Consider the following 20,517-nt stretch of genomic DNA (forward strand, 5'->3'; position numbering starts at 1 on the left):
ACGACGCACCACGCACCACGCACGACGCACCACGCGAAGGGCCCGGGATCCATGCGGATCCCGGGCCCTTCGTCGAGCAAGAAGACCTGGACGACCTAGCGCGCGGCGTCCGGGTGGACCGCCTCCGCGACCGGCTTGGCGTCGGCCGGCTTCGTCTCCACCGGCTTGCGCAGCGCGATGTTCAGCTCGCGCAGGCGGGACTCCTCCAGGACGGTGGGCGCGCCCATCATCAGGTCCTGGGCGTTGCCGTTCAGCGGGAAGGCGATGGTCTCGCGGATGTTCGGCTCGTCGGCCAGCAGCATCACGATGCGGTCGACGCCCGGGGCGATGCCACCGTGCGGCGGGGCGCCGAGGCGGAACGCGCGGAGCATGCCCGCGAACTCGCGCTCGACGGTCTCCGCCTCGTAGCCCGCGATCTCGAAGGCCTTCAGCATGACCTCGGGCTCGTGGTTGCGGATGGCGCCGGAGGACAGCTCGATGCCGTTGCAGACGATGTCGTACTGCCACGCCAGGATGTCGAGCGGGTCCTTCTCCTCCAGGTCCTTCATGCCGCCCTGCGGCATGGAGAACGGGTTGTGGGAGAAGTCGATCTTGCCGGTCTCCTCGTCCTTCTCGTACATCGGGAAGTCGACGATCCAGCAGAACCGGAAGACGTCCTCCTCGAACTGCCCGGCGCGCTTGGACGCCTCGACGCGGACGCCCGCCATGATCTTGGAGACCTCGTCGAACTCGCCCGCGCCGAAGAACACGGCGTGGCCGGCGGCCAGGCCGAGGCGCTCGGTGAGGACCTTGACGTTCTCCTCGGTGAGGAACTTGGCGATCGGGCCGGTCAGCGCGCCGTCCTCGCCCACGCGGACCCAGGCCAGGCCCTTGGCGCCCAGCGAGATCGCGTACTCGCCGAGGCCGTCGAAGAACTTGCGCGGCTGGCCGGCGGTGTCCGGGACGGCCAGGGCACGCACGTGCTTGCCGGCGAACGCCTTGAACTCCGAGCCCTCGAACACGTCGGTGATGTCGACGAGCTCCAGCTTGGAGCGCAGGTCGGGCTTGTCGTTGCCGTACTTGAGCATCGACTCGCGGAACGGGATCCGCGGGAAGGGCGAGGTGACCGCGCGGCCCTTGCCGAACTCGGTGAAGATCTCCGTCATCAGCCGCTCGATCGGCTGGAAGACGTCCTCCTGCTCGACGAAGGACATCTCGACGTCGAGCTGGTAGAACTCGCCCGGCGAGCGGTCGGCACGGGCGTCCTCGTCGCGGAAGCAGGGCGCGATCTGGAAGTACCGGTCGAAGCCGGAGATCATCAGCAGCTGCTTGAACTGCTGCGGCGCCTGCGGGAGCGCGTAGAACTTGCCCGGGTTCAGGCGGGACGGCACCACGAAGTCACGGGCGCCCTCGGGGGAGGTCGCGGTGAGGATCGGGGTCGCCATCTCGTTGAAGCCGAGGGCCACCATCTTGGAGCGGATGGAGGCGATGACGGCCGAGCGCAGCATGATGTTGCGGTGCATGCGCTCGCGGCGCAGGTCGAGGAAGCGGTACTCCAGGCGCCGCTCCTCGTTCACCCCGTCGTCGGTGTTGATGGTGAAGGGCAGCGGGGCGGAGGCGCCGAGCACCTCGACCGCGGTGACCTCGACCTCGACGTCGCCGGTGGCGAGCTCGGGGTTGACGTTGTCCGCGCCGCGGGAGACGACCTTGCCGTCGATGCGGACGACGGTCTCCTTGGTGACGCTGCTGAGCGCCTCGTTCGCGGCGGTGCCGGGACGGGCGACGAGCTGCGTGATGCCGTAGTGGTCACGCAGATCGATGAAGAGGATGCCGCCCAGGTCTCGACGATTGTGCAGCCAGCCACTCAGCCGGACGTCGGAGGCGACGTCGGAGGCACGAAGCTCGCCGCACGTGTGGGACCTGTACCGATGCATCAGTCATCCAGTTCTACGTGATACCAGGGTGGATTCAACCGTGCCAAGGTTACCGTCCGGGGCGGACCCCCGTGCGGGCGTGCCCGCACCGGGGTGGTGAACAGGCACGTCACGGGTATGACCTGTAAAGATGACCGGGTGCGCACAGAGGACGTCCTGGCCGCCATCGCGACCGGTTTGTGGCGATGGGACAACGCCTCCGGGACGGTCACCCTCGACGGCGAGGCCGCCCGGCTGCTCGGGCTGCCCGCCGAGCCCGTCGCGCTGCCCGAGGTCGCCGTGCGCTCCCGCTTCCACCCGGTGGACTGGAACGAGATCAACGGCATCGTGAACCTCGCGGTCGCCGAGGGCACCCTCGCCGAGGCCCGGCTGCGGATCATGGACGAGGACGGGCGGGTGCTACGCACCGTACGGAGCCGCTCGAAGCCGCTGGAGAACCGCAGCCCGGACGGCCGCGTCGACTACGAGCTGATCGGCACCATCCAGGAGATCGCCGAGGCGCAGCCCGGCACCACGGCCGTGCACACCCCGATCACCGGCGACTGGCGCCGCTCGCGCGAGGCGTTCCTGCTCGACGCCGGGCGGGCGCTGGCCGAGGCCCGCTCCACCTCCGAGGTGCTGCGGGTGGCGGCCTCGCTGTCGATGCCCGGCTTCATCCCCGACGGGCTGGCCGTCTTCGGCGTGGCCGGCACCCGGCTGTCGATCATCGGGCACCACGGGCACGACGTGGGGGACGAGGGTCCCTTCGCGGACATGCCGGTGGACACGGACTATCCGGCCGCGGAGGTCGTCCGTACCGGCCGGGCGATCTACCTCCCCAGCCCCGAGGACTACAAACGGCGCTTCCCGGCCACCTGGCCGCTCGCCCAGCGCTTCGACCGGATCTCCTGGGCCTTCCTGCCGCTGATCGTCGCCGGGCGGACCATGGGCGCCTGGATGGCCGCGTTCAAGCACCCGGTGTCCTTCTCGCCCGACGAGCGGTCCGTCCTGACGACCGTGGCCCGGATGCTCGCGCAGGCCCTCCAGCGGGCCGGTGTGGCCGAATCCGAGCGGGAACTCACCACCGGCCTGCAACGGTCGATGATGCCCCAGCTGGGCCCCGAGATCCCGGGCATGACGATCGCCGCCCGCTACGTGCCGACCGGCGGCGGGCTCCAGGTCGGCGGCGACTGGTACGACATGATCCCGCTGCCGTCGGGACGGTTCGCGCTGGTCATCGGCGACGTGCAGGGCCACGACGTCCGGGCGGCCGGGCTCATGGGCCAACTGCGGATCGCGGTGCGCGCGTACGCCTCGGAGGGCCACCGGCCGGACGCGGTGCTCTCCCGGGCCTCCCGCTTCCTGGCGGGGCTGTGCTCGGAGCAGGACACGGGCTCGGACTCCGGCGAGGACGCCGACTTCCTGAGCCCGCGCTTCGCGACCTGCCTGTACGTGGAGTGCGATCCGCAGACCGGACTGCTGGAGGTGGCCCGCGCCGGGCACCCCGACCCGGCGATCCGGATGACGGACGGCACGGTCCTGATGCGGCCCACGGCGGGCGGACTGCCGCTGGGCATCGTGCCGGACACCGACTATCCGACGACGCGCTTCACCCTGGAGCCCGGCGAGACGATGATGCTGTGCACCGACGGGCTCATCGAGACGGGCGGGCACGACCTCGACACGGGCTGGGCGCGGCTGCGGGCGATCCTGGAGTCGGAGACCCCCGATCCGCAGGACTCCGGTCCCGGCCACCTGGAGACCCAGCACCTCGAAAGACTCGCGGACCTGCTGGTCCAGGCGGTCCACGGCCCGTCCTCGCACCACACCACCGGACCGCTGGCCGACCGGCGCGAGGACGACATAGCCGTGGTCCTGCTGTGCCGCGAGGGCGCGGGCTGCGGCTGCGAGAGCCCGCTGCTGCACCCTTCGCGCCCGGCCCGGCGCACCATGCTCACCGTCGCGCAGGCGGAGCCGGAGCGGGTCGCGGGCGTGCGCCAGCAGATCCGGGAGCTGCTGCACGACTGGGCGGACGCGGAGCAGGTCGACGCGGCGGTGCTGATGGTCTCCGAAATGGTGACGAACGTACTGGTCCACACGGACGGGGACGCGCTGCTGATGGCGCAGGCGGTCGGCGAGCTCGGCTCGCGCCGGCTGCGGGTGGAGGTGGCGGACGCCTCCGACGAGCTGCCGCACAAGCGGCAGCCGGGTGAGATGGCGTCGAGCGGGCGGGGCGTGCTCCTGCTGGAGATGCTGGCGGACCTCTGGGGCGTCGACCCGCGCGGCGAGGGCAAGTCCACCTGGTTCGAGCTGGTGGAGCGCTCGAAACCCGATTCCGACCCGCTGGACTGAGCCCCGGGCGGCGGGCCCCCGCCGTGCTTGGATACAGCCGTGCCGACTTCCCTGCTGCCCGAGCCCGTGCGCCGAGTCGCCGCCTGGTGCCTCGTCGTCCTCCTCGTCGCCGCCGTGCTGGCCCTCTTCGTATGGCTGTGCACCGTCTTTAGGACGGTCGTCACGCCCGTCCTGCTCGCCGTGCTCGGCACGGCCCTGCTCGGGCCGCTGCACCGGCGGCTGGTCGGCATGAAGGTCAACCGCTCGCTCGCCGCGGCCCTCACCTGCCTGGCCGTGGTCGCGGTGGTCGGCGGGGCCTCGTACGTCGTCGTCCTCGCGCTCATCGAGACCGGCGACCAGATCATCGACTCCCTGAAGCGGGCCGGCAAGGGCCTCGCGGACCACTTCGGGGCGCTCGGGACCTCCGTCGAGGACATCGCCGAGAACTCCAAGGACCTGCTCACCAAGTTCGGCGGCACGGCCGCCTCCGGCGTGGTCGCGGGGCTCAGCGTGGTCGGGACGATGATCGCGACGGCCCTGCTGGCCCTGGTCCTGATCTTCTTCTTCCTCCGCGACTCCCACCGGGCCGTGGGAACGCTGCGCTCCATGGTGCCGAGCAGCGCGGGCGACCCGATGGAGGCGATGGGGCGGCGCGCCTACGGGGCCGTCGAGGGCTTCATGCGCGGGACCACCTTCGTGGCCCTGGTCGACGCCGTGCTGATCGGCGCGGGCCTGCTGGTCCTGGACGTGCCGGGCGCCGTGGGCCTGGCCGCCCTGGTGTTCGTCACCGCCTACATCCCCTACCTCGGCGCCTTCCTCTCCGGCGCCGTGGCGGTCCTCGTCGCCCTCGCCGACCGGGGCTGGGTGATCGGCCTGTGGGCGCTGGGCCTGGTGCTGGCGGTCCAGATGATCGAGGGGTACGTGCTCCAGCCCCTGGTGCAGAGCCGCACGGTGCAGATGCATCCGGCGGTGGTCATGCTCGCGATCACCGCCGGGGCGAGCGTCGCCGGCATCCTGGGGATGCTGCTCGCCGTGCCGCTGACCGCGGCCGTCTTCGGGATCATCTCCGAACTGCGCACCCGGTACGAGACGGGTCCGGCGCAGGTCCCCCCGACCGCCTGACGCCCCGCCCCGCCCCGCCCGGCCACCTGGTGTCCTGGGCCACGCCGCGCCGCCGGGTGTCACGTTCCGCGGCGCCCGCTTGTCCCATGGGCATGACTCACACCAAGAGCGTGCTGCTGGCAGGGGCGAGCGGGGTCTTCGGGCGCCACATCGCCGAGGAGCTCACCGCGGCGGGCCACACCGTCCTGGGTCTGGGACGGGGCGCCGGGAACGCGGTGGTGGCGGACCTGATGGACCGGGAGGGCCTGCTGCGGGCCGTGGACGGGCTGGAGGTCGACACGGTCGTGCACGCGGCCACCGCGCTCGCCAGGACGCCGATGCGGCACCGGGACATGACCGCGACCGACGCGCTGCGGGTGGCGGGGACCGCCCACCTGCTTGAGGCGGCCCGGGCGGTCGGAGCCCGGCGGGTGATCGCCGAGTCGATGGCGTTCGGCTACGGCTACCGCGACTTCGGCGACCGCGTGGTCACGGAGGAGGACGTCTTCGGCCCGACCGGCCTGGACGCGCACTCCCAGCGGCACGTGGACGCCATGCGGTACAAGGAGGAGACGGTCCTGGCGGCCGACGGGATCGAGGGCGTAGCGCTGCGGTTCGGCCTGTTCTACGGGCCCGGCGGCACCGAGGCGCTGCTGGCACCGCTGCGCAGGCGCGCGCTCCCGGCGGTCGCCGACCGGGGCCGGGTGCTGCCGTGGGTCCAGCTGCGGGACGCGGCGCGCGCGGTGGCGCTGGCGGTCGGGGGCGGGCGGCCGGGGCAGGCGTACAACATCGTGGACGACACCCCGACGGGCTTCGGCGCGCACGTGAGCGCGGTCGCCGCCGCGTTCGGCGCCCCCCGGCCGGTCGCGGTCCCGGCCTGGCTGACCCGGCCGATGCCGTACGCGCACAAGATGTTCACCACCAGCCTGCGGCTCTCCAACGCGAAGGCCGCGGCCGAGCTGGGCTGGACCCCGCGGTACGCGTCCTGCGCCGAGGGCCTCGCCGCGATGGCCGGTTGACCCCGCCCGGCCGGCCGGTTGACGGTGGATGCCCGTCACGGGCGGGTGCGGTTCGGCACGATATGCCCATGACGATCACGACTGACCCGGAGCAGGACCCCTTCACCGAGCACCGGCGGCTGCTGTTCGCCACCGCCTACCGGATGCTGGGGACGGTCACCGACGCGGAGGACGTGGTCCAGGACGCCTGGCTCACCTGGAACAGGGCGGACCGCACCGGGGTGCGCCACCCGAAGGCCTACCTGGTCCGGACGGTGACCAACCTGTCCCTGAACCGGCTGACCTCGGCGCGGGCCACGCGCGAGGAGTACGTCGGCCCGTGGCTGCCGGAACCGTTGGCGGCCTCGCCCGACATCGCGGAGGGCAGCGAGCTGGCCGAGAGCGTCTCGACGGCGATGCTGGTCGTGCTGGAGACCCTGTCCCCCGCGGAGCGCGTGGTGTTCGTGCTGCACGAGGTGTTCGGGTACGCCCACGGGGAGATAGCCGGGTTCCTGGACCGGCCGGAGGCCACGGTCCGGCAGATCTCGCACCGGGCGCGCGCCCACGTACAGGCCCGCCGGCCGCGCTTCGACACCGACGGCGCCCGGCGCCGGGAGGTCACCGCGCGGTTCATGGACGCCTGCGCCGGCGGCGACCTGAACGCCGTCATGGAGCTGCTCGCCCCCGAGGTCACGGCGTGGTCGGACGGCGGCGGCAAGGTCACCGCCTCCCACCACCCGCTGCACGGCCCCACCCAGGTGGCCCGCTGGCTGCTGCGGGTCATGGCGCAGGCGAAGACGGCGGGCGCCGCCGTCACCACGGCCGTCGTCAACGGCGAGCTCGGCGTCCTGTGCCTGCTGGCGGACGCGCCCGTGGGCGCGCTCACCTTCGACCTGGAGGACGACCTCCTGCGCAACCTCCGCTTCCAGGTCAACCCGGACAAGCTGACCGGCCTGATCCGGCCAGACTTCCCCGCACGGACGACGAAGACAGAGGACCCCCGATGACCGACACCACGTCCGACCGCCACGAACGCACCCGCACCGGTACCGGCGCCGGCGAAGCCGCGTGGACGCTGCCCCTGCTGTCGCTGGCCCCCGTCGCGGCCATCCGGCAGTTCACCGGGCATTCCCCGACATGGCTCGCCCTCGCCTGGGCGTTCTGCGCACTGTCCGCGGTCCTGCTGGCGGCGGGCTGGGTGACCACGATCCGCCGTGGACCCCGAAGAAGTCCCCGGGCGTGGGTCTGGTGCGTGCTCGCCCACGCGATATTCGCCGTGCAGGCCATCTGGCTGCTGCGGAGCTGAAGCCGCAACCGGCCGGGCCACCGGCCGGGGCCGGCAGCCGGTCGGGCCCGGTCGGGCCCGGCCCGGCCGGTGTGTCAGTCCTGCGCCGCCTCGCCCGTGCCGCGGTGGCCGAGGCCGGTGCGGGCGGTGGTGGGGATGCGGCCCAGGCGGCCGGCCTGGAAGTCGTCGAACGCCTGCTGCAGCTCGTGCTTGCTGTTCATCACGAACGGCCCGTAGTGCGCCATCGGCTCCCGGATCGGACGTCCGCCGAGCAGGACGATCTCCAGGTCCGGGGCGTTGGAGTCCTGGGCCTCGTCCGCCCGCAGGGTCAGCGAGCCGCCCTCGCCGAAGACCGCGGTCTGCCCGGTGTGGATCGGCCTGCGGTCCTCGCCGACCGAGCCGCGCCCGGCCAGTACGTACGCCAGGGCGTTGAAGTCCTCGCGCCAGGGGAGGGTGAGCCGCGCGCCGGGGGTGACCGTCGCGTGGATCATCGTGATCGGGGTGTGGGTGATGCCGGGGCCCTGGTGGCCGTCCAGCTCGCCGGCGATCACCCGGAGCAGGGCGCCGCCGTCCGGGGTGGAGAGCAGCTGGACCTGGCCGCCGCCGATGTCCTGGTAGCGCGGGGGCATCATCTTGTCGGAGGCCGGGAGGTTCACCCACAGCTGGAGGCCGTGGAAGAGCCCGCCGGACACGACGAGGGCCTCCGGCGGGGCCTCGATGTGCAGGAGGCCGGACCCGGCGGTCATCCACTGGGTGTCGCCGCCGTTGATGACTCCGCCGCCGCCGTTGCTGTCCTGGTGGACGAAGGTTCCGTCGATCAGGTAGGTGACGGTCTCGAAGCCGCGGTGGGGGTGCCAGGGGGTGCCCTTGGGCTCGCCCGGCGCGTACTCCACCTCACCCATCTGGTCCATCATGATGAACGGGTCGAGGTACTGGTAGTTGATCCCGGCGAACGCGCGTCGTACCGGGAATCCCTCGCCCTCGAAACCCCCCGGGGCGGTCGTGACGGCCAGCACCTTGCGGGCGGTCGTCGTCTCCTGGGCGGGCTCCGCGACGCGCGGGAGCGTCAACGGGTTCTCCACAGTCACTGCAGGCATGGTCGGAACCTCCTTCTGGCGTCGAGTTTAGTTGAAACCCGAACTTTCTGCCACCCGCCAGAACAGCCCGCCCTCCCGCCGCATTCCCGGCCCGGAAACACGCGTACGCCCGCCCCTGCCGCGCGGTCCGCGCGGTGGGACGGGCGTACCCGTACCGATCCTAGATCATGACGGCGATCATGGTCGGCGCCACGACGTCCACCCAGCCGTGGGGCAGGACGTCCACACACCCGCCGGGAGTGCCGGTGACCGGGCCGCAGACCCGCACGAGGCCGGCGTCACGGTTGTTGAGCACCCGGAGGGTCCCCATCTGCGGGTAGGGGAAGTAGGTGGAGCCCGGGTACATCACGAGCGACGGGCGGCCCGCCGGCCAGCTCCCGCCCTCCCCGTAGAGGCACGCCGTGCCCGCCGGGCACCCCCGCACCTGCACGGCCGCCTCGGCCCCCACCGCGCCGACCGTGGCCACCGCTCCCAGGGCGAGCGCGAGCGCCGCCCCCGCCCTGGCGATCCGGCGCACGGCTACCAGGTCGCGATCACGATGGAGTTGATCGGCGACAGGTTCTCGGGCCAGCCGTCGCCCGGGCGCATCTTGGGCAGGCAGTCGGTGCCGTTGCTGTTGCGACACAGCTTCACGGTCCAGCCGCCCGTCTGGTTGTTGTAGACGATGTGCTGGCCCTCCTGGTTGTAGAGCTTGTGCACACCCTGGGTCGTGTACCGCTGGTTCCACGGCACCGGCTCGTTCCAGTTCGTGCCCCGGTAGATGCAGACCGCGCCGGACGGGCAGCCGAAGGAGTCGGCCGCCTGCGCCGGGCCCGCCGCCAGGACCCCCGTGCCCAGCGCCAGCACCCCCGCGACCGCCGACGTCATGACCTTCGTGCGGATGGATGTACGCGTACGAGCCATCAATGCCTCCTGGTGGATGAGGCGGGGAGCCCCCCGTGTTCCAGCTCCCCGCGGCACCCACTCTCGGACGCGGCCCGCGCCGCCGCGATCCTTTCGGGCAGCGCCGAAAGGAAGCCCGTCCGCCCGTCCGCTCAGGCGCCGCTGTGCAGGAGGTCCACGCCCAGCGCCGTCGCGGAGTGCAGGACCGCCTTGCCGTCGCGGGCCGTGGTGATCAGGCCGGCCGCGCGCAGGGTGCGGGTGTGCTCCGAGACCGAGGGCAGGCTGATGTCGAGGTCCCGGGCCAGCTCGGACGTGGTCCGCTGCTGGATCAGCAGCTGGAGGACGGCTGCCCGCGTCCGCCCCAGCAGCGCGTCCAGCGCGCCGTCCGCCCGCTCCGGGGACACCAGCGGCAGCGGGGTCATCGCGGGGTAGAGGAGTACGTACGTCCCGTCCGGGTGGTCGTCCAGCAGCGGGCGGCCCGTCCAGAACGGCGAGGGCATCAGCACCAGCCCGCGCCCGCCGAGCCGGACCTCGTAGTCCGGCGGCCGGCCCACCTCGAAGACGGTGCCCGACCAGTCGGCCGCGGGGTGCGTGCTCGCCAGGCAGGCCTTGATCCCGTGGGCGGCCAGCAGCCGGGTCCGCCAGGCCACGTCCGCCTGGAAGGACTGGCGGATCCGCGGCCACTGCGGGGCGATGAGCACCTCGTACGCGGACCGGATCGCGGTGTCCAGCTGGTCCCAGGCCTCCCGGTCCTGGCTCCAGAGGGCACGCAGCCACGACGGGGAGCCGGGTGCGCGGGTGGCGGCGCGGGTCAGCCCCTCGGGGGTGAGGAAGGGCACCCGGTCCCGGATGACGGTGAGGCCCTCCTCCAGGCTGCGCGCGTACGGCTCCACGAAGTGCGGGTTGTCCCCGTCGGGCCGCAGCAGGTCGAACAGCGGCCGCACCCGGCCCGGCAGCTGCTGGGCTGCGAGGCTGCGCCAACGGCCGAAAACCGCCTGCTCGTCCGTGCGCTGCGCGGCGACGAGCGCGAGGGCCAGCTCCACGAGGGGCAGCGGCTCGCTCGCGAAGGTGACGTTGAAGAGGTCCTCGGCCTCGAAGTGCACGCGCAGCATGTCCGCCCCCGTGCCGTCGGTGGTCAGCCGTACATGCGGCGCATGGCGTAGTCGACCATCTGCTCGACCGCCTTCGCGTCGAAGACCATCCGGTGGTCGCCCTCCATGTCGAGGACGAAGCCGTAGCCGGTGGGCAGCAGGTCGATCACCTCGGCGCCGGTGATCACGAAGTACTTGGACTCCTTGCCGGCGTACCGGCGGAGCTCCTTGAGCGTGGTGAACATCGGGATGACCGGCTGCTGCGTGTTGTGCAGCGCCAGGAAGCCCGGGGTCTCGCCGCGCGGGCAGTAGACCTTCGAGGAGGCGAAGATCTGCTGGAAGTCCTCGGCGGACAGCGACCCGGTCGTGAAGGCGCGCACCGCGTCCGCGAGGGAGGGCGGCGAGGGCTCGGGGTACAGCGGCGGCGCGTAGCCCTGCTGGGGCTGCGCGTATTGCTGCTGCTGCCCTGCGCTCACGTTCTGGTCGTAGCCGTACATGGACCGAAGCCTACCGATGGCGTGGCCCGCCGGGACGACGAGTTCCGGTCAGTGGCCCTTCAGCCCCTCGACGAAGCCCGCCCATGCGGTGGCCCCGATCACCAGGACGGGCCCGTCCTGCACCTTGGAATCCCGGACCGGGACGATCCCGACCAGGCCGTCAGCGACCTCGACGCACACTCCGCCGTCGGTATTGCTGTAACTGCTCTTGCGCCAGCGCGCAGAGCTCAAGTCAACGTGTCTGTTTGCCATTTCGGAAGTCCTCTGCGGCCGCCTCGATCATGGCGAGGGACACCTCTGGCGGCAGCGCGGCAGCCCTCAAAAGATCGTACGACCTTCGGTAGCGCTTCACGATGGCCGGATCATCGATGGTGACACCGCTGTGCAGAGACTCCGTATAGACGAGCGGAGGAGCGTCACCGAAGGTCAAGATGAGGACGGTACCGGCCGACATGAAGGGATGCGCTCCAGCGTTCCACGGAAGGATCTGTGGAACGACTCGCCGCCGCCGCCCCAGGGTGGTGACGCGGTCGAGCTGGTCCGCCATCCCTTCCGGCGGAAGCACCGGCAGCCGTAGCAGCGATTCATGGAGGATCACCCAGTACTCCGCCGCCCTCTGGTCGTCCTCGAAGAGACGTGCCCGCCCCAATCGGGCGTTGACCTTCACGTCGGTCTCGTCCAAAGGCTCCAGGGGGCGTTCCGCCCGGAAGAGCGCCCGCATGTACGCCTCGGTCTGCAGTACGCCCGGAAGCACAATCGGGCACCACTCATCGATCGTTTCCGCCAGCTGCTCAGCCTCCAGAACCCTCTCGGCATACTTGGCCTGACCGATGGTCCGCGCCTTGCGCACGTCCTCGCACCGGCGCTCGAAGAACCCGTCCGCCCTCAGGACCCGGTCCACGTGCTGCGCCAGGTCCAGAGGCATGCGCCGCCGACCGTGCTCGATCTCGCTCAGGTAGCTGACCCCGTAGAAGCTGCCCTCGACGGCCTGTTGGAGCGTGAGCCCCGCCCCCTCGCGCCGCCAGCGCAACTCCTTGCCGTAGAAGGCCGGCACGCTCACCGAGCCGTCAATGTCCTTGCTCGCGGCCATCCTCGGAGCCTGCCTTCCACACTTCGCACTGTGGACTCGAAACTCTTCCCACGCTACGCCGGGGCACGCCAGCCTGTGAGCAGTTCGTCACTCCCCGCTGCGAAGGAATCCGCCATGAGCGACCACCCCCACGACCGCGAGGCGACCACGGCCCTCGAAAACCTCCGCGCCGCCCTCGCGGGCCACGGGATCACGCTCCCCTCCCTCGACCTCCAGCTCCTCTCCTACGCCGGGCGCTACAGCTCCACCCCCCTCATCACCCTCGGCAACTGCAACGCCGCCACCGCGCAGCGCCTCGCCGACGCCCTGGCCATGCCGTGACCGGCCTCACCATCCGGCTGCTCGCCACCCCCGGCGCCGTACCCCTCGCCCGCCACGCAGTGCGGGAGCATCTCGGACCCGGGGCGTCCGCCGACACGGAGCTCTGTGTGAGCGAGCTGCTCACCAACGCGCTCGCCCACCTCGGCCCCGGCACGCCCGTCACGCTGCGGATCACCGGAAGGGCAGCCCGTACGCGGGTCGAGCTCACCGACCCCGATCCGCGGGAACCCGTACTCCGGCAGGCGGCCGACACCGAGGAGTGCGGGCGGGGGCTGGCGCTGCTGGCCGCCGTGGCGCTGGAATGGGGCGTCCGGCCCGAAGGGGCCGGCGGGAAGACCGTCTGGTGTGAGCTCGAACTTGACCCTGGTCACAGTCCGACCGGAAGGGTTGCCGTTATTACCGGCGGGTAGCATCATTACGTTACCGATTGGTATGCACGAAGAACCACTCTCACCGAGCCTTAACGGAGCCGTCGCCATGGGGCACTACAAGTCGAATCTCCGCGACATCGAGTTCAACCTCTTCGAGGTGCTCGGGCGCGACAAGCTGTACGGCACCGGACCGTTCGGTGAGATGGACACCGAGACCGCCAAGACCATCCTCAGCGAGATCACCAAGCTCTCCGAGAACGAGCTGGCCGCCTCCTTCGAGGACGCGGACCGCAACCCGCCGGTCTTCGACCCCACCACGAACACCGCGCCCGTCCCGGCGTCCTTCAAGAAGAGCTACAAGGCCTTCATGGACTCCGAGTACTGGCGCCTGGGCCTGCCCGAGGAGATCGGCGGCACCACCTCGCCCCGCTCGCTCATCTGGGCCTTCGCCGAGACGATCCTGGGTGCGAACCCGGCCGTCTGGATGTACTCCTCCGGCCCGGCGTTCGCCGGCGTCCTCTTCGAAGAGGGCAACGAGGTACAGAAGAAGATCGCCGCGCTCGCGGTCGAGAAGCGCTGGGGCTCCACCATGGTCCTCACCGAGCCGGACGCCGGCTCGGACGTCGGCGCCGGCCGCACCAAGGCGGTCGAGCAGGCGGACGGCTCCTGGCACATCGAGGGCGTCAAGCGCTTCATCACGTCCGGTGAGCACGACATGGAGGAGAACATCCTCCACTACGTCCTCGCGCGCCCCGAGGGCCACGGCCCGGGCACGAAGGGCCTGTCCCTCTTCCTGGTCCCGAAGTTCCACTTCGACTGGGAGACCGGCGAGCTGGGCGAGCGCAACGGCGTCTACGCGACGAACGTCGAGCACAAGATGGGCCTCAAGGCCTCCAACACGTGCGAGATGACCTTCGGCGACCAGCACCCCGCCAAGGGCTGGCTGATCGGTGACAAGCACGACGGCATCCGCCAGATGTTCATGATCATCGAGTTCGCCCGGATGATGGTCGGCACGAAGGCCATCGCGACCCTGTCGACCGGCTACCTGAACGCGCTGGAGTACGCCAAGGAGCGCGTGCAGGGCCCGGACCTGGCCGAGTTCATGGACAAGGCGGCCCCCAAGGTCACCATCACGCACCACCCCGACGTGCGCCGCTCGCTCATGACGCAGAAGGCGTACGCCGAGGGCATGCGCGCCCTGGTCCTGTACACCGCGTCCATCCAGGACGAGATCCAGGTCAAGCAGGCCGCCGGCGAGGACACCAAGTCCCTCGTGGGTCTGAACGACCTGCTCCTGCCGATCGTGAAGGGCTACGGCTCCGAGAAGTCCTACGAGCAGCTCGCGCAGTCGCTCCAGACCTTCGGCGGTTCCGGTTACCTGCAGGAATACCCGATCGAGCAGTACATCCGCGACGCCAAGATCGACACCCTCTACGAGGGCACCACGGCCATCCAGGGCCAGGACTTCTTCTTCCGGAAGATCGTCCGCGACCAGGGCGCCGCCCTGAACGTCCTCTCCGAGACGTTCAAGAAGTTCCTGGCCGAGGGCCCCGGCGGCGAGGACCTCGCCCCGGCCCGCGACGCGCTCGCCAAGGCGGCCGTCGACCTGGAGGCCATCGTCGGCCAGATGATCGTCGACCTCACCGCCACCGGCGAGGACGTCAAGAACATCTACAAGGTCGGCCAGAACACCACCCGCCTGCTCATGGCCTCCGGTGACGTGGTCGTCGGCTACCTGCTCCTCAAGGGCGCGGCCGTGGCCGCCGAGAAGCTGCCGACCGCCTCCCCCAAGGACGTGCCGTTCTACACCGGCAAGATCGCGGCGGCGAAGTTCTTCGCCGCCCAGGTCCTGCCCGGCGTCTCGGTCGCCCGCGCGCTCGCCGAGAGCGTCGACAACACCCTGATGGAGCTCGACGAGGCCGCCTTCTAGGCCCCGTCCTCCCCATCCCACAGCTGTACGCGGTGTACGTACGCGCCGACGGCCGGGTCCTCCGCACGGGGGCCCGGCCGTCGGCGTGCGCCGGGGCGGGCGCGGTCAAGGGGCGCTCCGACGGCCACCGAGGGGCCCCGTACCGCCTGTGGGCTGCGGGGTTCCCGGGTTGTCGGTGCTTCGTGGGACGCTCGGGGGTATGAGTCCACAGGAGCAGCAGCGCGGCAGCAGGGGGTACTCCGTCCCGACGGGGCGGCCCTATGCCCTCAAGGAGCTGCAGTCCGCCGTGGGCAGCCTCGGCGACCACCTCAAAGAGCTCTACGACGGTGCCCACCCCACCGAGTACGAGTCCGTCGCCGACGCCCTCTACACCGCCTTCCAGACCGCCTCCGGGCTCGCGCCCGCCAAGAGCTACACCGGCTGTCCGGAGCACCCCAACGGCGCGCTGGACCCCGAGGCGCCCGAGGGCTGGGGCCGCTGCCTCATCTGCAACGACCGGCGGCGCCTGGGCATGCGCGCCCAGGGCGCCCGGGCGGCCGCCGCCGCCCCGCCCGCCGGGGAGCAGCGCCGGCTGGGCTACCCCGTGCCCGACCCCCCGTACACGCTCCAGGCGCTGCGCGAGCGCCTGCGCGCGGTCGAGGACCGGCGCTTCCACCTGAGCCTGGGATCGCCGCCCGAGGACTTCGTCGCGATGGCCGACGACCTGCACCGCGCCTTCATCGTGGCCCGCGAACTGTCCCGGCCGCGCAACGCCTCCGGCTGCTCCGAGCACCCCGGTGCGCCCATCGATCCCGACGCACCACCGGGTGAGGCCTGTATCTTCTGCGCCGGACGCAAAAGACGCGCACAGCGCTCCGCGCAGACCCCGGAGATGCTCCCGCGCATCCGCCGGGGCGAGCGCAGACAGCTGCAGCGCCGCTTCGAGCGTCCGCCGGGCTGACAAGCGGCCTCGGGGAAGTGCGGCGCGGAGACGTGCCCCTCTTCCCCGGGGCCGCTCGGCCCCGGGGTCCGGGCCACACCCCTCCCGTTCCCCTTCCTCCGGCCATCCGCCGCAGTCCGGCCATGACGAACACGACCGTCGTTAAGGTGAACCACATGAGCTCTCCCGCCGCCCGCTTCGACCGCGGCCACACCGACGACCTGATGACCTTCCTGACGGCGAGTCCGTCGCAGTACCACGCCGTGGCCAACGCGGCCGAGCGGCTGGAGAAGGCCGGATTCAGGCAGTTGGCCGAGACGGACGCCTGGGACGCGAGCACCGGGGGCAAGTTCGTACTCCGCGGCGGCGCGATCATCGCCTGGTACGTGCCCGAAGGCGCTGCCCCGCACACCCCGTTCCGGATCGTCGGCGCGCACACCGACTCCCCCAACCTCCGCGTCAAGCCGCTGCCCGACACCGGCTCGCAGGGCTGGCGGCAGATCGCCGTGGAGATCTACGGCGGCACCCTGCTCAACACCTGGCTCGACCGGGACCTGGGCCTGGCCGGGCGGTTGACCCTGCACGACGGGACCGACCGGCTCGTCAACATCGACCGCGCGCTGATGCGCGTGCCCCAACTCGCCGTCCACCTGGACCGGTCGGTGAACACCGACGGGCTCAAGCTCGACAAGCAGCGCCACATGCAGCCGATCTGGGGCCTGGGCGATGTCCACGAGGGCGACCTGATCGCCTTCCTGGAGGACGAGGAAGAACTGGAGCGCGGCTCCGTCGCCGGCTGGGACCTGATGGTCCACTCGATCGAGCCGCCCGCCTACCTGGGCCGCGACCGCGAGCTGCTGGCCGGCCCGCGCATGGACAACCTGCTGTCCGTGCACGCGGGCGTCGTCGCGCTGGCGGCGGCCTCGGCCGCCGAGAAGCTCGACCACATCCCCGTACTGGCCGCCTTCGACCACGAGGAGAACGGCTCGCAGTCGGACACCGGCGCGGACGGGCCGCTGCTGGGCAACGTGCTGGAACGTTCAGTCTTCTCGCGCGGCGGCACCTACGAGGACCGCGCGCGGGCCTTCGCCGGTGCCATCTGCCTCTCCTCGGACACCGGCCACGCCGTGCACCCCAACTACGCGGAGCGGCACGACCCCTCGCACCACCCGCGCGCCAACGGCGGCCCGATCCTCAAGGTCAACGTCAACCAGCGGTACGCGACGGACGGCAGCGGGCGGGCGGTGTTCGTGAACGCCTGCGAGCGGGCCGGCGTGCCGTGGCAGACCTTCGTCTCCAACAACTCGATGCCGTGCGGCACGACGATCGGCCCGATCACCGCCGCCCGCCACGGCATCCAGACCGTGGACATCGGCGTGGCCATCCTGTCGATGCACAGCGCCCGCGAACTGTGCGGCGCGGACGACCCGTACCTCCTGGCCAACACGATGGTGGCGTTCCTGGAGAGTTAGGCCGTCCGCGCGGCCGGCTGCGGCCGGGGCTCAGTCGTCCATGCCGGCGAGGACGAGGGGGAGCCGGGCGACACCCTGCGGGGTGATCCGTACCGGCACCCCCCAGTCCTGCTGGTGGACGTGGCAGGCGGGGTACTCGTTCTCCGGGTCGTCGTCGCAGGACGCGGCCATCGCGGAGACGTGCAGGACCCCCTCGGTGACGTCGGGGTTCAGCGCGAGCTCCCGGAACAGGTCGGTCCCGGCCCCGTCCCCGGCCGCCAGCAGTCCGGGCGGGGTCGAGGAGACCAGCAGCCGGGTCGAGGGCCCGTAGCGGGTGTCGAGCTTCTGCCCGGACGGCGCCCGGAAGACGATGTCGAGGCGGAGCGTGCCGGGGGCCACCTCGGTGGCGGCCCGCTGCGTGCGGTGGGCGACCGCGTCCACCCGTACGGCTTCCTCGGGGAGCCGCAGCCGGGTCAGCCGGTGCCGGGCGGACTCGACGACGACGATGTCGTCCCCGACGAGCACGGCGTCGCTGGGCTCGCGCAGGTCGGTGGCGAGGGTGGTCACCTGCCCGGTGGCGGGGTCGTAGCGCCGCAGGGCGTGGTTGTACGTGTCGCACACCGCGACCGAGCCGTCGGGCAGCGCGGTGACCCCCAGCGGGTGCTGGAGCAGCGCCTGGGCGGCGTCGCCGTCGCGGTGGCCGAAGTCGAAGAGGCCGGACCCGACGGCGGTGGTGATCGCGTAGCCCCCGTCGACGGGGTGGACGTACCGGACCGAACTGGTCTCGGAGTCGGCGATCCACAGCCGGTTCTGCGTGGCCGCGAGCCCGGACGGCTGGGCGAACCAGGCCCCGGCGGCCGGCCCGTCGTGCAGCCCCTCGTTGGTCGTCCCGGCGGCGAGCTCCACGGTCCCCGCCTCCGGGTCCCACGTCCACAGCTGGTGGACGCCCGCCATGGCGATCCACACCTTGCCCCGCCACCAGGCCACGTCCCACGGCGAGGACAGGTCCACCCCAAGGGCCGGCCCGGAGGTCGGTGACCCCTGCCACCACTGGCGGCCGGTCCCGGCGACGGTCTCCACGGCCCCGGTCGCGGGGTCGAAGCGGCGCAGCGCGTGATTGACGGTGTCGGCGACGACCACGGTCCCGTCGGGCAGCAGGGCGAGCCCCTGCGGCTCGCTGAAGCTCTCGGCGGTGAACCCGCGCACGCCGCTGCCGACGCGCCGTACGACGCTCTCCCCGTCGGCGGCCAGCTCCACCAGCTGGTGGCGCGTCGTATCGGAGACGAGCAGGTTCCCGGAGGGCAGCACGAGCGCCTTCCCGGGGAACCGCAGGTCCCCCGCGACCGGCTCGGGCGCCACGTACGGCCCGTCCCCGCGCCGCAGCGTCCCCTTGGCCCCGTGCTCGGCCTCCAGCTCCTCGACGAGCCGCTCGATGGCGTGCGCGTGGCCCTCGCCGGCGTGCTGCGCGACGACGTACCCCTCGGGGTCGATGACGACGAGCGTCGGCCAGGCGCGGACGGCGTACTGCTTCCAGGTGGCGAGCTCGGGATCGTCGAGCACCGGGTGGTGCACCCCGTACCGCTCGACGGCGTCGACGACGGCGGAGTGCTCGGCCTCGTGCACGAACTTCGGCGAGTGCACGCCGATGATCACGACGGTGTCCCGGTGCTTCTCCTCCAGCTCCCGCAACTCGTCGAGGACGTGCAGGCAGTTCACACAGCAGAAGGTCCAGAAATCTACAACAACGCACTTACCTCGCAGGTCGGCGAGGGTGAGCTCTTTACCACCGGTGTTCAGCCAGCCGCCCTTGCCGATCAGCTCGGGGGCACGGACACGGGCACGTCGGCGGGGCGCGGGCGCGGGGGTGAGCGCCGGGGCAGCATCGTTCATCCTTCAAGCTTGCCATCCACCTGTGAACGCAGGATCACGCCCGTACGAAACGCCTGCTCAGGGCATACGCTCCACCACGGCTGGCAGTCCGGGGGACCAGAGGTAACCGGGCGAGAGCGTCATTCCGTCATTTCGTCACTCCTGTCCGCTGCGCGCTTGCCGTGGTCAGGTAGGAGTGTCGGTTCCCGCCGGCTCTGCCCAATGGATCTGGATGCGTTGCTCGGGGATGATGCGCTGCCCGCGCACTCCCTTGTTCACCTCAACGCGGTCTATGGCGAGCGACAGCCGTTCGCGCCGGTCCTCGTTCGTCGCGTCCGTCCATGCCTCGCGCAGAGTGACGCCATCGAGCATCGGAGACACGTCCACGGACGGCATGGGGAGCCTGTGGAGATCGCCGCGGAGGCCGTCGACACGTCCCCTCAGGCGCTCTGAAAGCCGGTTGTAGCGTTCCACGGCTGCCGCGCCACTGAACTCACCACGCACGTAGCGTGCATCCTCCAGATCAGCCAGACGGGCTCCTCGTCCTGGATCTCCGCGGTGAGCGCATCTCGTTTCGCGAAGAACCGCGCAGTAGACAAGTCCTGTGAGCAGCGCCGTCCCCTCGGGCTTCGGGCGCCGCTTTCCCGCGTGCACGAACGTTCTGGATTCCAGCGTTCGGATGATCCGTTCGCGCTCTCCGACCGTGATGATCCCCTCGCCGATCTCAATCGTGTCGAGTGTCTCGGGATCTCGGTACGGAAAGACCCTGCCCGTGTACTTCCGCTCGCCGTCGTCCGTCTCAACGGTCTCGGTCTCCGGCATCAGACCAGCGAAGGCCGGTGAACGCAGGAGCTGCATGATGCTGGCCGCGTTCCACTGCCCGCCCCTGGGCGAGAGGATCTCGTACTCGTTGAGGAGTCGGGCAATCTTGAACCAACGATGCCCCGGCGAGCGCTTCATCCGCGATCAAACGGGCGTAGACAGCGTGCTCCGGGTCGTGGACCAGCTTCTTGGTCTTCGCGTCGATGAGCAGCCCGTACGGGGGCTGTCCGCCGATCCACTGCCCCTTGCTGCGGAGGTAGCGCTTCGCATGCCCTACACGCGTGCCGAGATTCTTCGACTCGGACCGGGCGAGCTCAGCAAGCATCGCGACGACCATGCGCGCGGAGTCATTCGAGGTGTCGAGGCCGTCCACGACTGAGACGAGACGGCCGCCGGCCTCCTCGATGTCGTCCAGCACCTTGCCCACCTGGCCGCTGCCCTTGCGGGACAGACGGTCCAGTTTCCAGACGATCAGCGTGCCGACGACGCCCGCCGTGACGGCCGCCAGCGCGGCGTCGAAGCCTTTGCGCTCAACGGTCTTGTAACCGGAACGCCCTCACCCCTTCG

General features: G+C 71.3%; 21 protein-coding genes. 10 read left to right on the forward strand and 11 right to left on the reverse strand.

The features are described from left to right. Positions 1-95 precede the first annotated feature (95 nt). Complete coding sequence (aspS, locus tag DRB96_RS14655; protein ID WP_112448862.1) at positions 96-1,913, reverse strand: aspartate--tRNA ligase; 1,818 nt, start codon at positions 1,911-1,913, stop codon at positions 96-98. A gap of 138 nt (positions 1,914-2,051) precedes the next feature. Here aspS and DRB96_RS14660 point away from each other — a divergent pair, with 138 nt between their 5' ends. The 5 genes from DRB96_RS14660 (at position 2,052) to DRB96_RS14680 (ending at position 7,628) form a co-directional block, all read left to right on the forward strand. Beyond that, entirely contained in the window at positions 2,052-4,244 is a 2,193-nt protein-coding gene (locus DRB96_RS14660; RefSeq protein WP_112448863.1) for a SpoIIE family protein phosphatase, read from the forward strand. A 39-nt stretch (positions 4,245-4,283) separates the two neighbouring features. Then, positions 4,284-5,345, forward strand: coding sequence for an AI-2E family transporter (locus tag DRB96_RS14665; RefSeq protein WP_239516138.1), 1,062 nt, complete (start codon positions 4,284-4,286; stop codon positions 5,343-5,345). Between the two features lie 92 nt (positions 5,346-5,437). Continuing rightward, entirely contained in the window at positions 5,438-6,343 is a 906-nt protein-coding gene (locus tag DRB96_RS14670; RefSeq protein WP_239516137.1) for an NAD(P)-dependent oxidoreductase, read from the forward strand. 68 nt (positions 6,344-6,411) lie between these two features. Continuing rightward, positions 6,412-7,329: an RNA polymerase sigma-70 factor gene (locus DRB96_RS14675; RefSeq protein ID WP_112448866.1), complete on the forward strand. Its 918-nt coding sequence runs from the start codon at positions 6,412-6,414 to the stop codon at positions 7,327-7,329. Beyond that, positions 7,326-7,628 carry a hypothetical protein gene (locus DRB96_RS14680; protein WP_112448867.1) on the forward strand — a complete coding sequence of 101 codons (303 nt, stop codon included), beginning with the start codon at positions 7,326-7,328 and terminating at the stop codon, positions 7,626-7,628. The genes DRB96_RS14675 and DRB96_RS14680 overlap by 4 nt, the downstream gene beginning before the upstream one ends. 74 nt (positions 7,629-7,702) lie before the next feature. Here the strand turns inward: DRB96_RS14680 and DRB96_RS14685 are convergent, their stop codons facing one another. From DRB96_RS14685 to DRB96_RS14710, 7 genes are all read right to left on the reverse strand, one after another. Further along, on the reverse strand, positions 7,703-8,704 hold the full coding sequence (locus tag DRB96_RS14685) for a pirin family protein (RefSeq protein ID WP_112448868.1): 1,002 nt from the start codon (positions 8,702-8,704) through the stop codon (positions 7,703-7,705). A 160-nt stretch (positions 8,705-8,864) separates the two neighbouring features. Continuing rightward, positions 8,865-9,221: a hypothetical protein gene (locus DRB96_RS42950; protein WP_162688580.1), complete on the reverse strand. Its 357-nt coding sequence runs from the start codon at positions 9,219-9,221 to the stop codon at positions 8,865-8,867. A gap of 2 nt (positions 9,222-9,223) precedes the next feature. Continuing rightward, entirely contained in the window at positions 9,224-9,607 is a 384-nt protein-coding gene (locus DRB96_RS14690; RefSeq protein ID WP_162688579.1) for a hypothetical protein, read from the reverse strand. Positions 9,608-9,738: 131 nt separating this feature from the next. Beyond that, positions 9,739-10,698 carry a helix-turn-helix domain-containing protein gene (locus tag DRB96_RS14695; protein ID WP_112448870.1) on the reverse strand — a complete coding sequence of 320 codons (960 nt, stop codon included), beginning with the start codon at positions 10,696-10,698 and terminating at the stop codon, positions 9,739-9,741. Between the two features lie 23 nt (positions 10,699-10,721). Beyond that, positions 10,722-11,174: an SseB family protein gene (locus tag DRB96_RS14700; RefSeq protein WP_112448871.1), complete on the reverse strand. Its 453-nt coding sequence runs from the start codon at positions 11,172-11,174 to the stop codon at positions 10,722-10,724. Positions 11,175-11,222: 48 nt separating this feature from the next. Beyond that, on the reverse strand, positions 11,223-11,426 hold the full coding sequence (locus tag DRB96_RS14705) for a DUF397 domain-containing protein (protein ID WP_112448872.1): 204 nt from the start codon (positions 11,424-11,426) through the stop codon (positions 11,223-11,225). After that, on the reverse strand, positions 11,407-12,264 hold the full coding sequence (locus DRB96_RS14710) for a helix-turn-helix transcriptional regulator (RefSeq protein WP_112448873.1): 858 nt from the start codon (positions 12,262-12,264) through the stop codon (positions 11,407-11,409). The genes DRB96_RS14705 and DRB96_RS14710 overlap by 20 nt, the downstream gene beginning before the upstream one ends. 114 nt (positions 12,265-12,378) lie before the next feature. Between DRB96_RS14710 and DRB96_RS14715 the strand changes: the two genes are divergently transcribed. The 5 genes from DRB96_RS14715 to DRB96_RS14735 all read left to right on the forward strand — a co-directional run bounded on the left by DRB96_RS14715 (position 12,379) and on the right by DRB96_RS14735 (position 17,280). Further along, on the forward strand, positions 12,379-12,585 hold the full coding sequence (locus DRB96_RS14715) for a hypothetical protein (protein ID WP_112448874.1): 207 nt from the start codon (positions 12,379-12,381) through the stop codon (positions 12,583-12,585). After that, positions 12,582-12,995 (forward strand): ATP-binding protein, encoded by a 414-nt coding sequence (locus DRB96_RS14720; protein ID WP_112448875.1) that lies wholly within the window; start codon positions 12,582-12,584, stop codon positions 12,993-12,995. Before DRB96_RS14715 ends, DRB96_RS14720 begins: the two co-directional genes overlap by 4 nt. Positions 12,996-13,062: 67 nt before the next feature. Further along, positions 13,063-14,889: an acyl-CoA dehydrogenase gene (locus DRB96_RS14725; protein ID WP_112448876.1), complete on the forward strand. Its 1,827-nt coding sequence runs from the start codon at positions 13,063-13,065 to the stop codon at positions 14,887-14,889. 199 nt (positions 14,890-15,088) lie between these two features. Then, positions 15,089-15,829, forward strand: coding sequence for a hypothetical protein (locus DRB96_RS14730; protein WP_112448877.1), 741 nt, complete (start codon positions 15,089-15,091; stop codon positions 15,827-15,829). Between the two features lie 155 nt (positions 15,830-15,984). Beyond that, entirely contained in the window at positions 15,985-17,280 is a 1,296-nt protein-coding gene (locus DRB96_RS14735; protein WP_112448878.1) for a M18 family aminopeptidase, read from the forward strand. 30 nt (positions 17,281-17,310) lie between these two features. Here DRB96_RS14735 and DRB96_RS14740 read toward each other — a convergent pair whose 3' ends face one another. From DRB96_RS14740 to DRB96_RS44580, 3 genes are all read right to left on the reverse strand, one after another. Next, positions 17,311-19,149, reverse strand: a complete 1,839-nt coding sequence (locus DRB96_RS14740) for an NHL domain-containing thioredoxin family protein (RefSeq protein ID WP_112448879.1) — start codon at positions 19,147-19,149, stop codon at positions 17,311-17,313. Between the two features lie 165 nt (positions 19,150-19,314). Beyond that, a complete protein-coding gene (locus DRB96_RS14745) occupies positions 19,315-19,950 on the reverse strand; it encodes a hypothetical protein (protein ID WP_239516136.1) in 636 nt (211 codons plus the stop codon). Continuing rightward, the gene (locus DRB96_RS44580) at positions 19,928-20,458 is read right to left on the reverse strand and encodes a recombinase family protein (RefSeq protein WP_239516785.1); all 531 of its coding nucleotides are present in this window, start codon (positions 20,456-20,458) and stop codon (positions 19,928-19,930) included. Before DRB96_RS44580 ends, DRB96_RS14745 begins: the two co-directional genes overlap by 23 nt. Positions 20,459-20,517: the final 59 nt, after the last annotated feature.

Origin of the sequence: Streptomyces sp. ICC1 (assembly GCF_003287935.1) — a bacterium.
Classification (GTDB): Bacteria; Actinomycetota; Actinomycetes; order Streptomycetales; family Streptomycetaceae; genus Streptomyces; species Streptomyces tritrimontium.

Excerpts from the sequence above, each read along its gene's own strand:
- DRB96_RS14705 (WP_112448872.1), bottom strand. The coding sequence starts at position 11,426 with ATGGCAAACAGACACGTTGACTTGAGCTCTGCGCGCTGGCGCAAGAGC.
- DRB96_RS14710 (WP_112448873.1), bottom strand. The coding sequence starts at position 12,264 with ATGGCCGCGAGCAAGGACATTGACGGCTCGGTGAGCGTGCCGGCCTTC.
- DRB96_RS14700 (WP_112448871.1), bottom strand. The coding sequence starts at position 11,174 with ATGTACGGCTACGACCAGAACGTGAGCGCAGGGCAGCAGCAGCAATAC.
- DRB96_RS14735 (WP_112448878.1), top strand. The coding sequence starts at position 15,985 with ATGAGCTCTCCCGCCGCCCGCTTCGACCGCGGCCACACCGACGACCTG.
- DRB96_RS14670 (WP_239516137.1), top strand. The coding sequence starts at position 5,438 with ATGACTCACACCAAGAGCGTGCTGCTGGCAGGGGCGAGCGGGGTCTTC.
- DRB96_RS14680 (WP_112448867.1), top strand. The coding sequence starts at position 7,326 with ATGACCGACACCACGTCCGACCGCCACGAACGCACCCGCACCGGTACC.
- DRB96_RS14740 (WP_112448879.1), bottom strand. The coding sequence starts at position 19,149 with ATGAACGATGCTGCCCCGGCGCTCACCCCCGCGCCCGCGCCCCGCCGA.
- DRB96_RS14675 (WP_112448866.1), top strand. The coding sequence starts at position 6,412 with ATGACGATCACGACTGACCCGGAGCAGGACCCCTTCACCGAGCACCGG.
- DRB96_RS14725 (WP_112448876.1), top strand. The coding sequence starts at position 13,063 with ATGGGGCACTACAAGTCGAATCTCCGCGACATCGAGTTCAACCTCTTC.
- DRB96_RS14730 (WP_112448877.1), top strand. The coding sequence starts at position 15,089 with ATGAGTCCACAGGAGCAGCAGCGCGGCAGCAGGGGGTACTCCGTCCCG.
- DRB96_RS14715 (WP_112448874.1), top strand. The coding sequence starts at position 12,379 with ATGAGCGACCACCCCCACGACCGCGAGGCGACCACGGCCCTCGAAAAC.
- DRB96_RS14745 (WP_239516136.1), bottom strand. The coding sequence starts at position 19,950 with ATGCCGGAGACCGAGACCGTTGAGACGGACGACGGCGAGCGGAAGTAC.
- DRB96_RS14685 (WP_112448868.1), bottom strand. The coding sequence starts at position 8,704 with ATGCCTGCAGTGACTGTGGAGAACCCGTTGACGCTCCCGCGCGTCGCG.
- DRB96_RS14695 (WP_112448870.1), bottom strand. The coding sequence starts at position 10,698 with ATGCTGCGCGTGCACTTCGAGGCCGAGGACCTCTTCAACGTCACCTTC.
- DRB96_RS14690 (WP_162688579.1), bottom strand. The coding sequence starts at position 9,607 with ATGGCTCGTACGCGTACATCCATCCGCACGAAGGTCATGACGTCGGCG.
- aspS (WP_112448862.1), bottom strand. The coding sequence starts at position 1,913 with ATGCATCGGTACAGGTCCCACACGTGCGGCGAGCTTCGTGCCTCCGAC.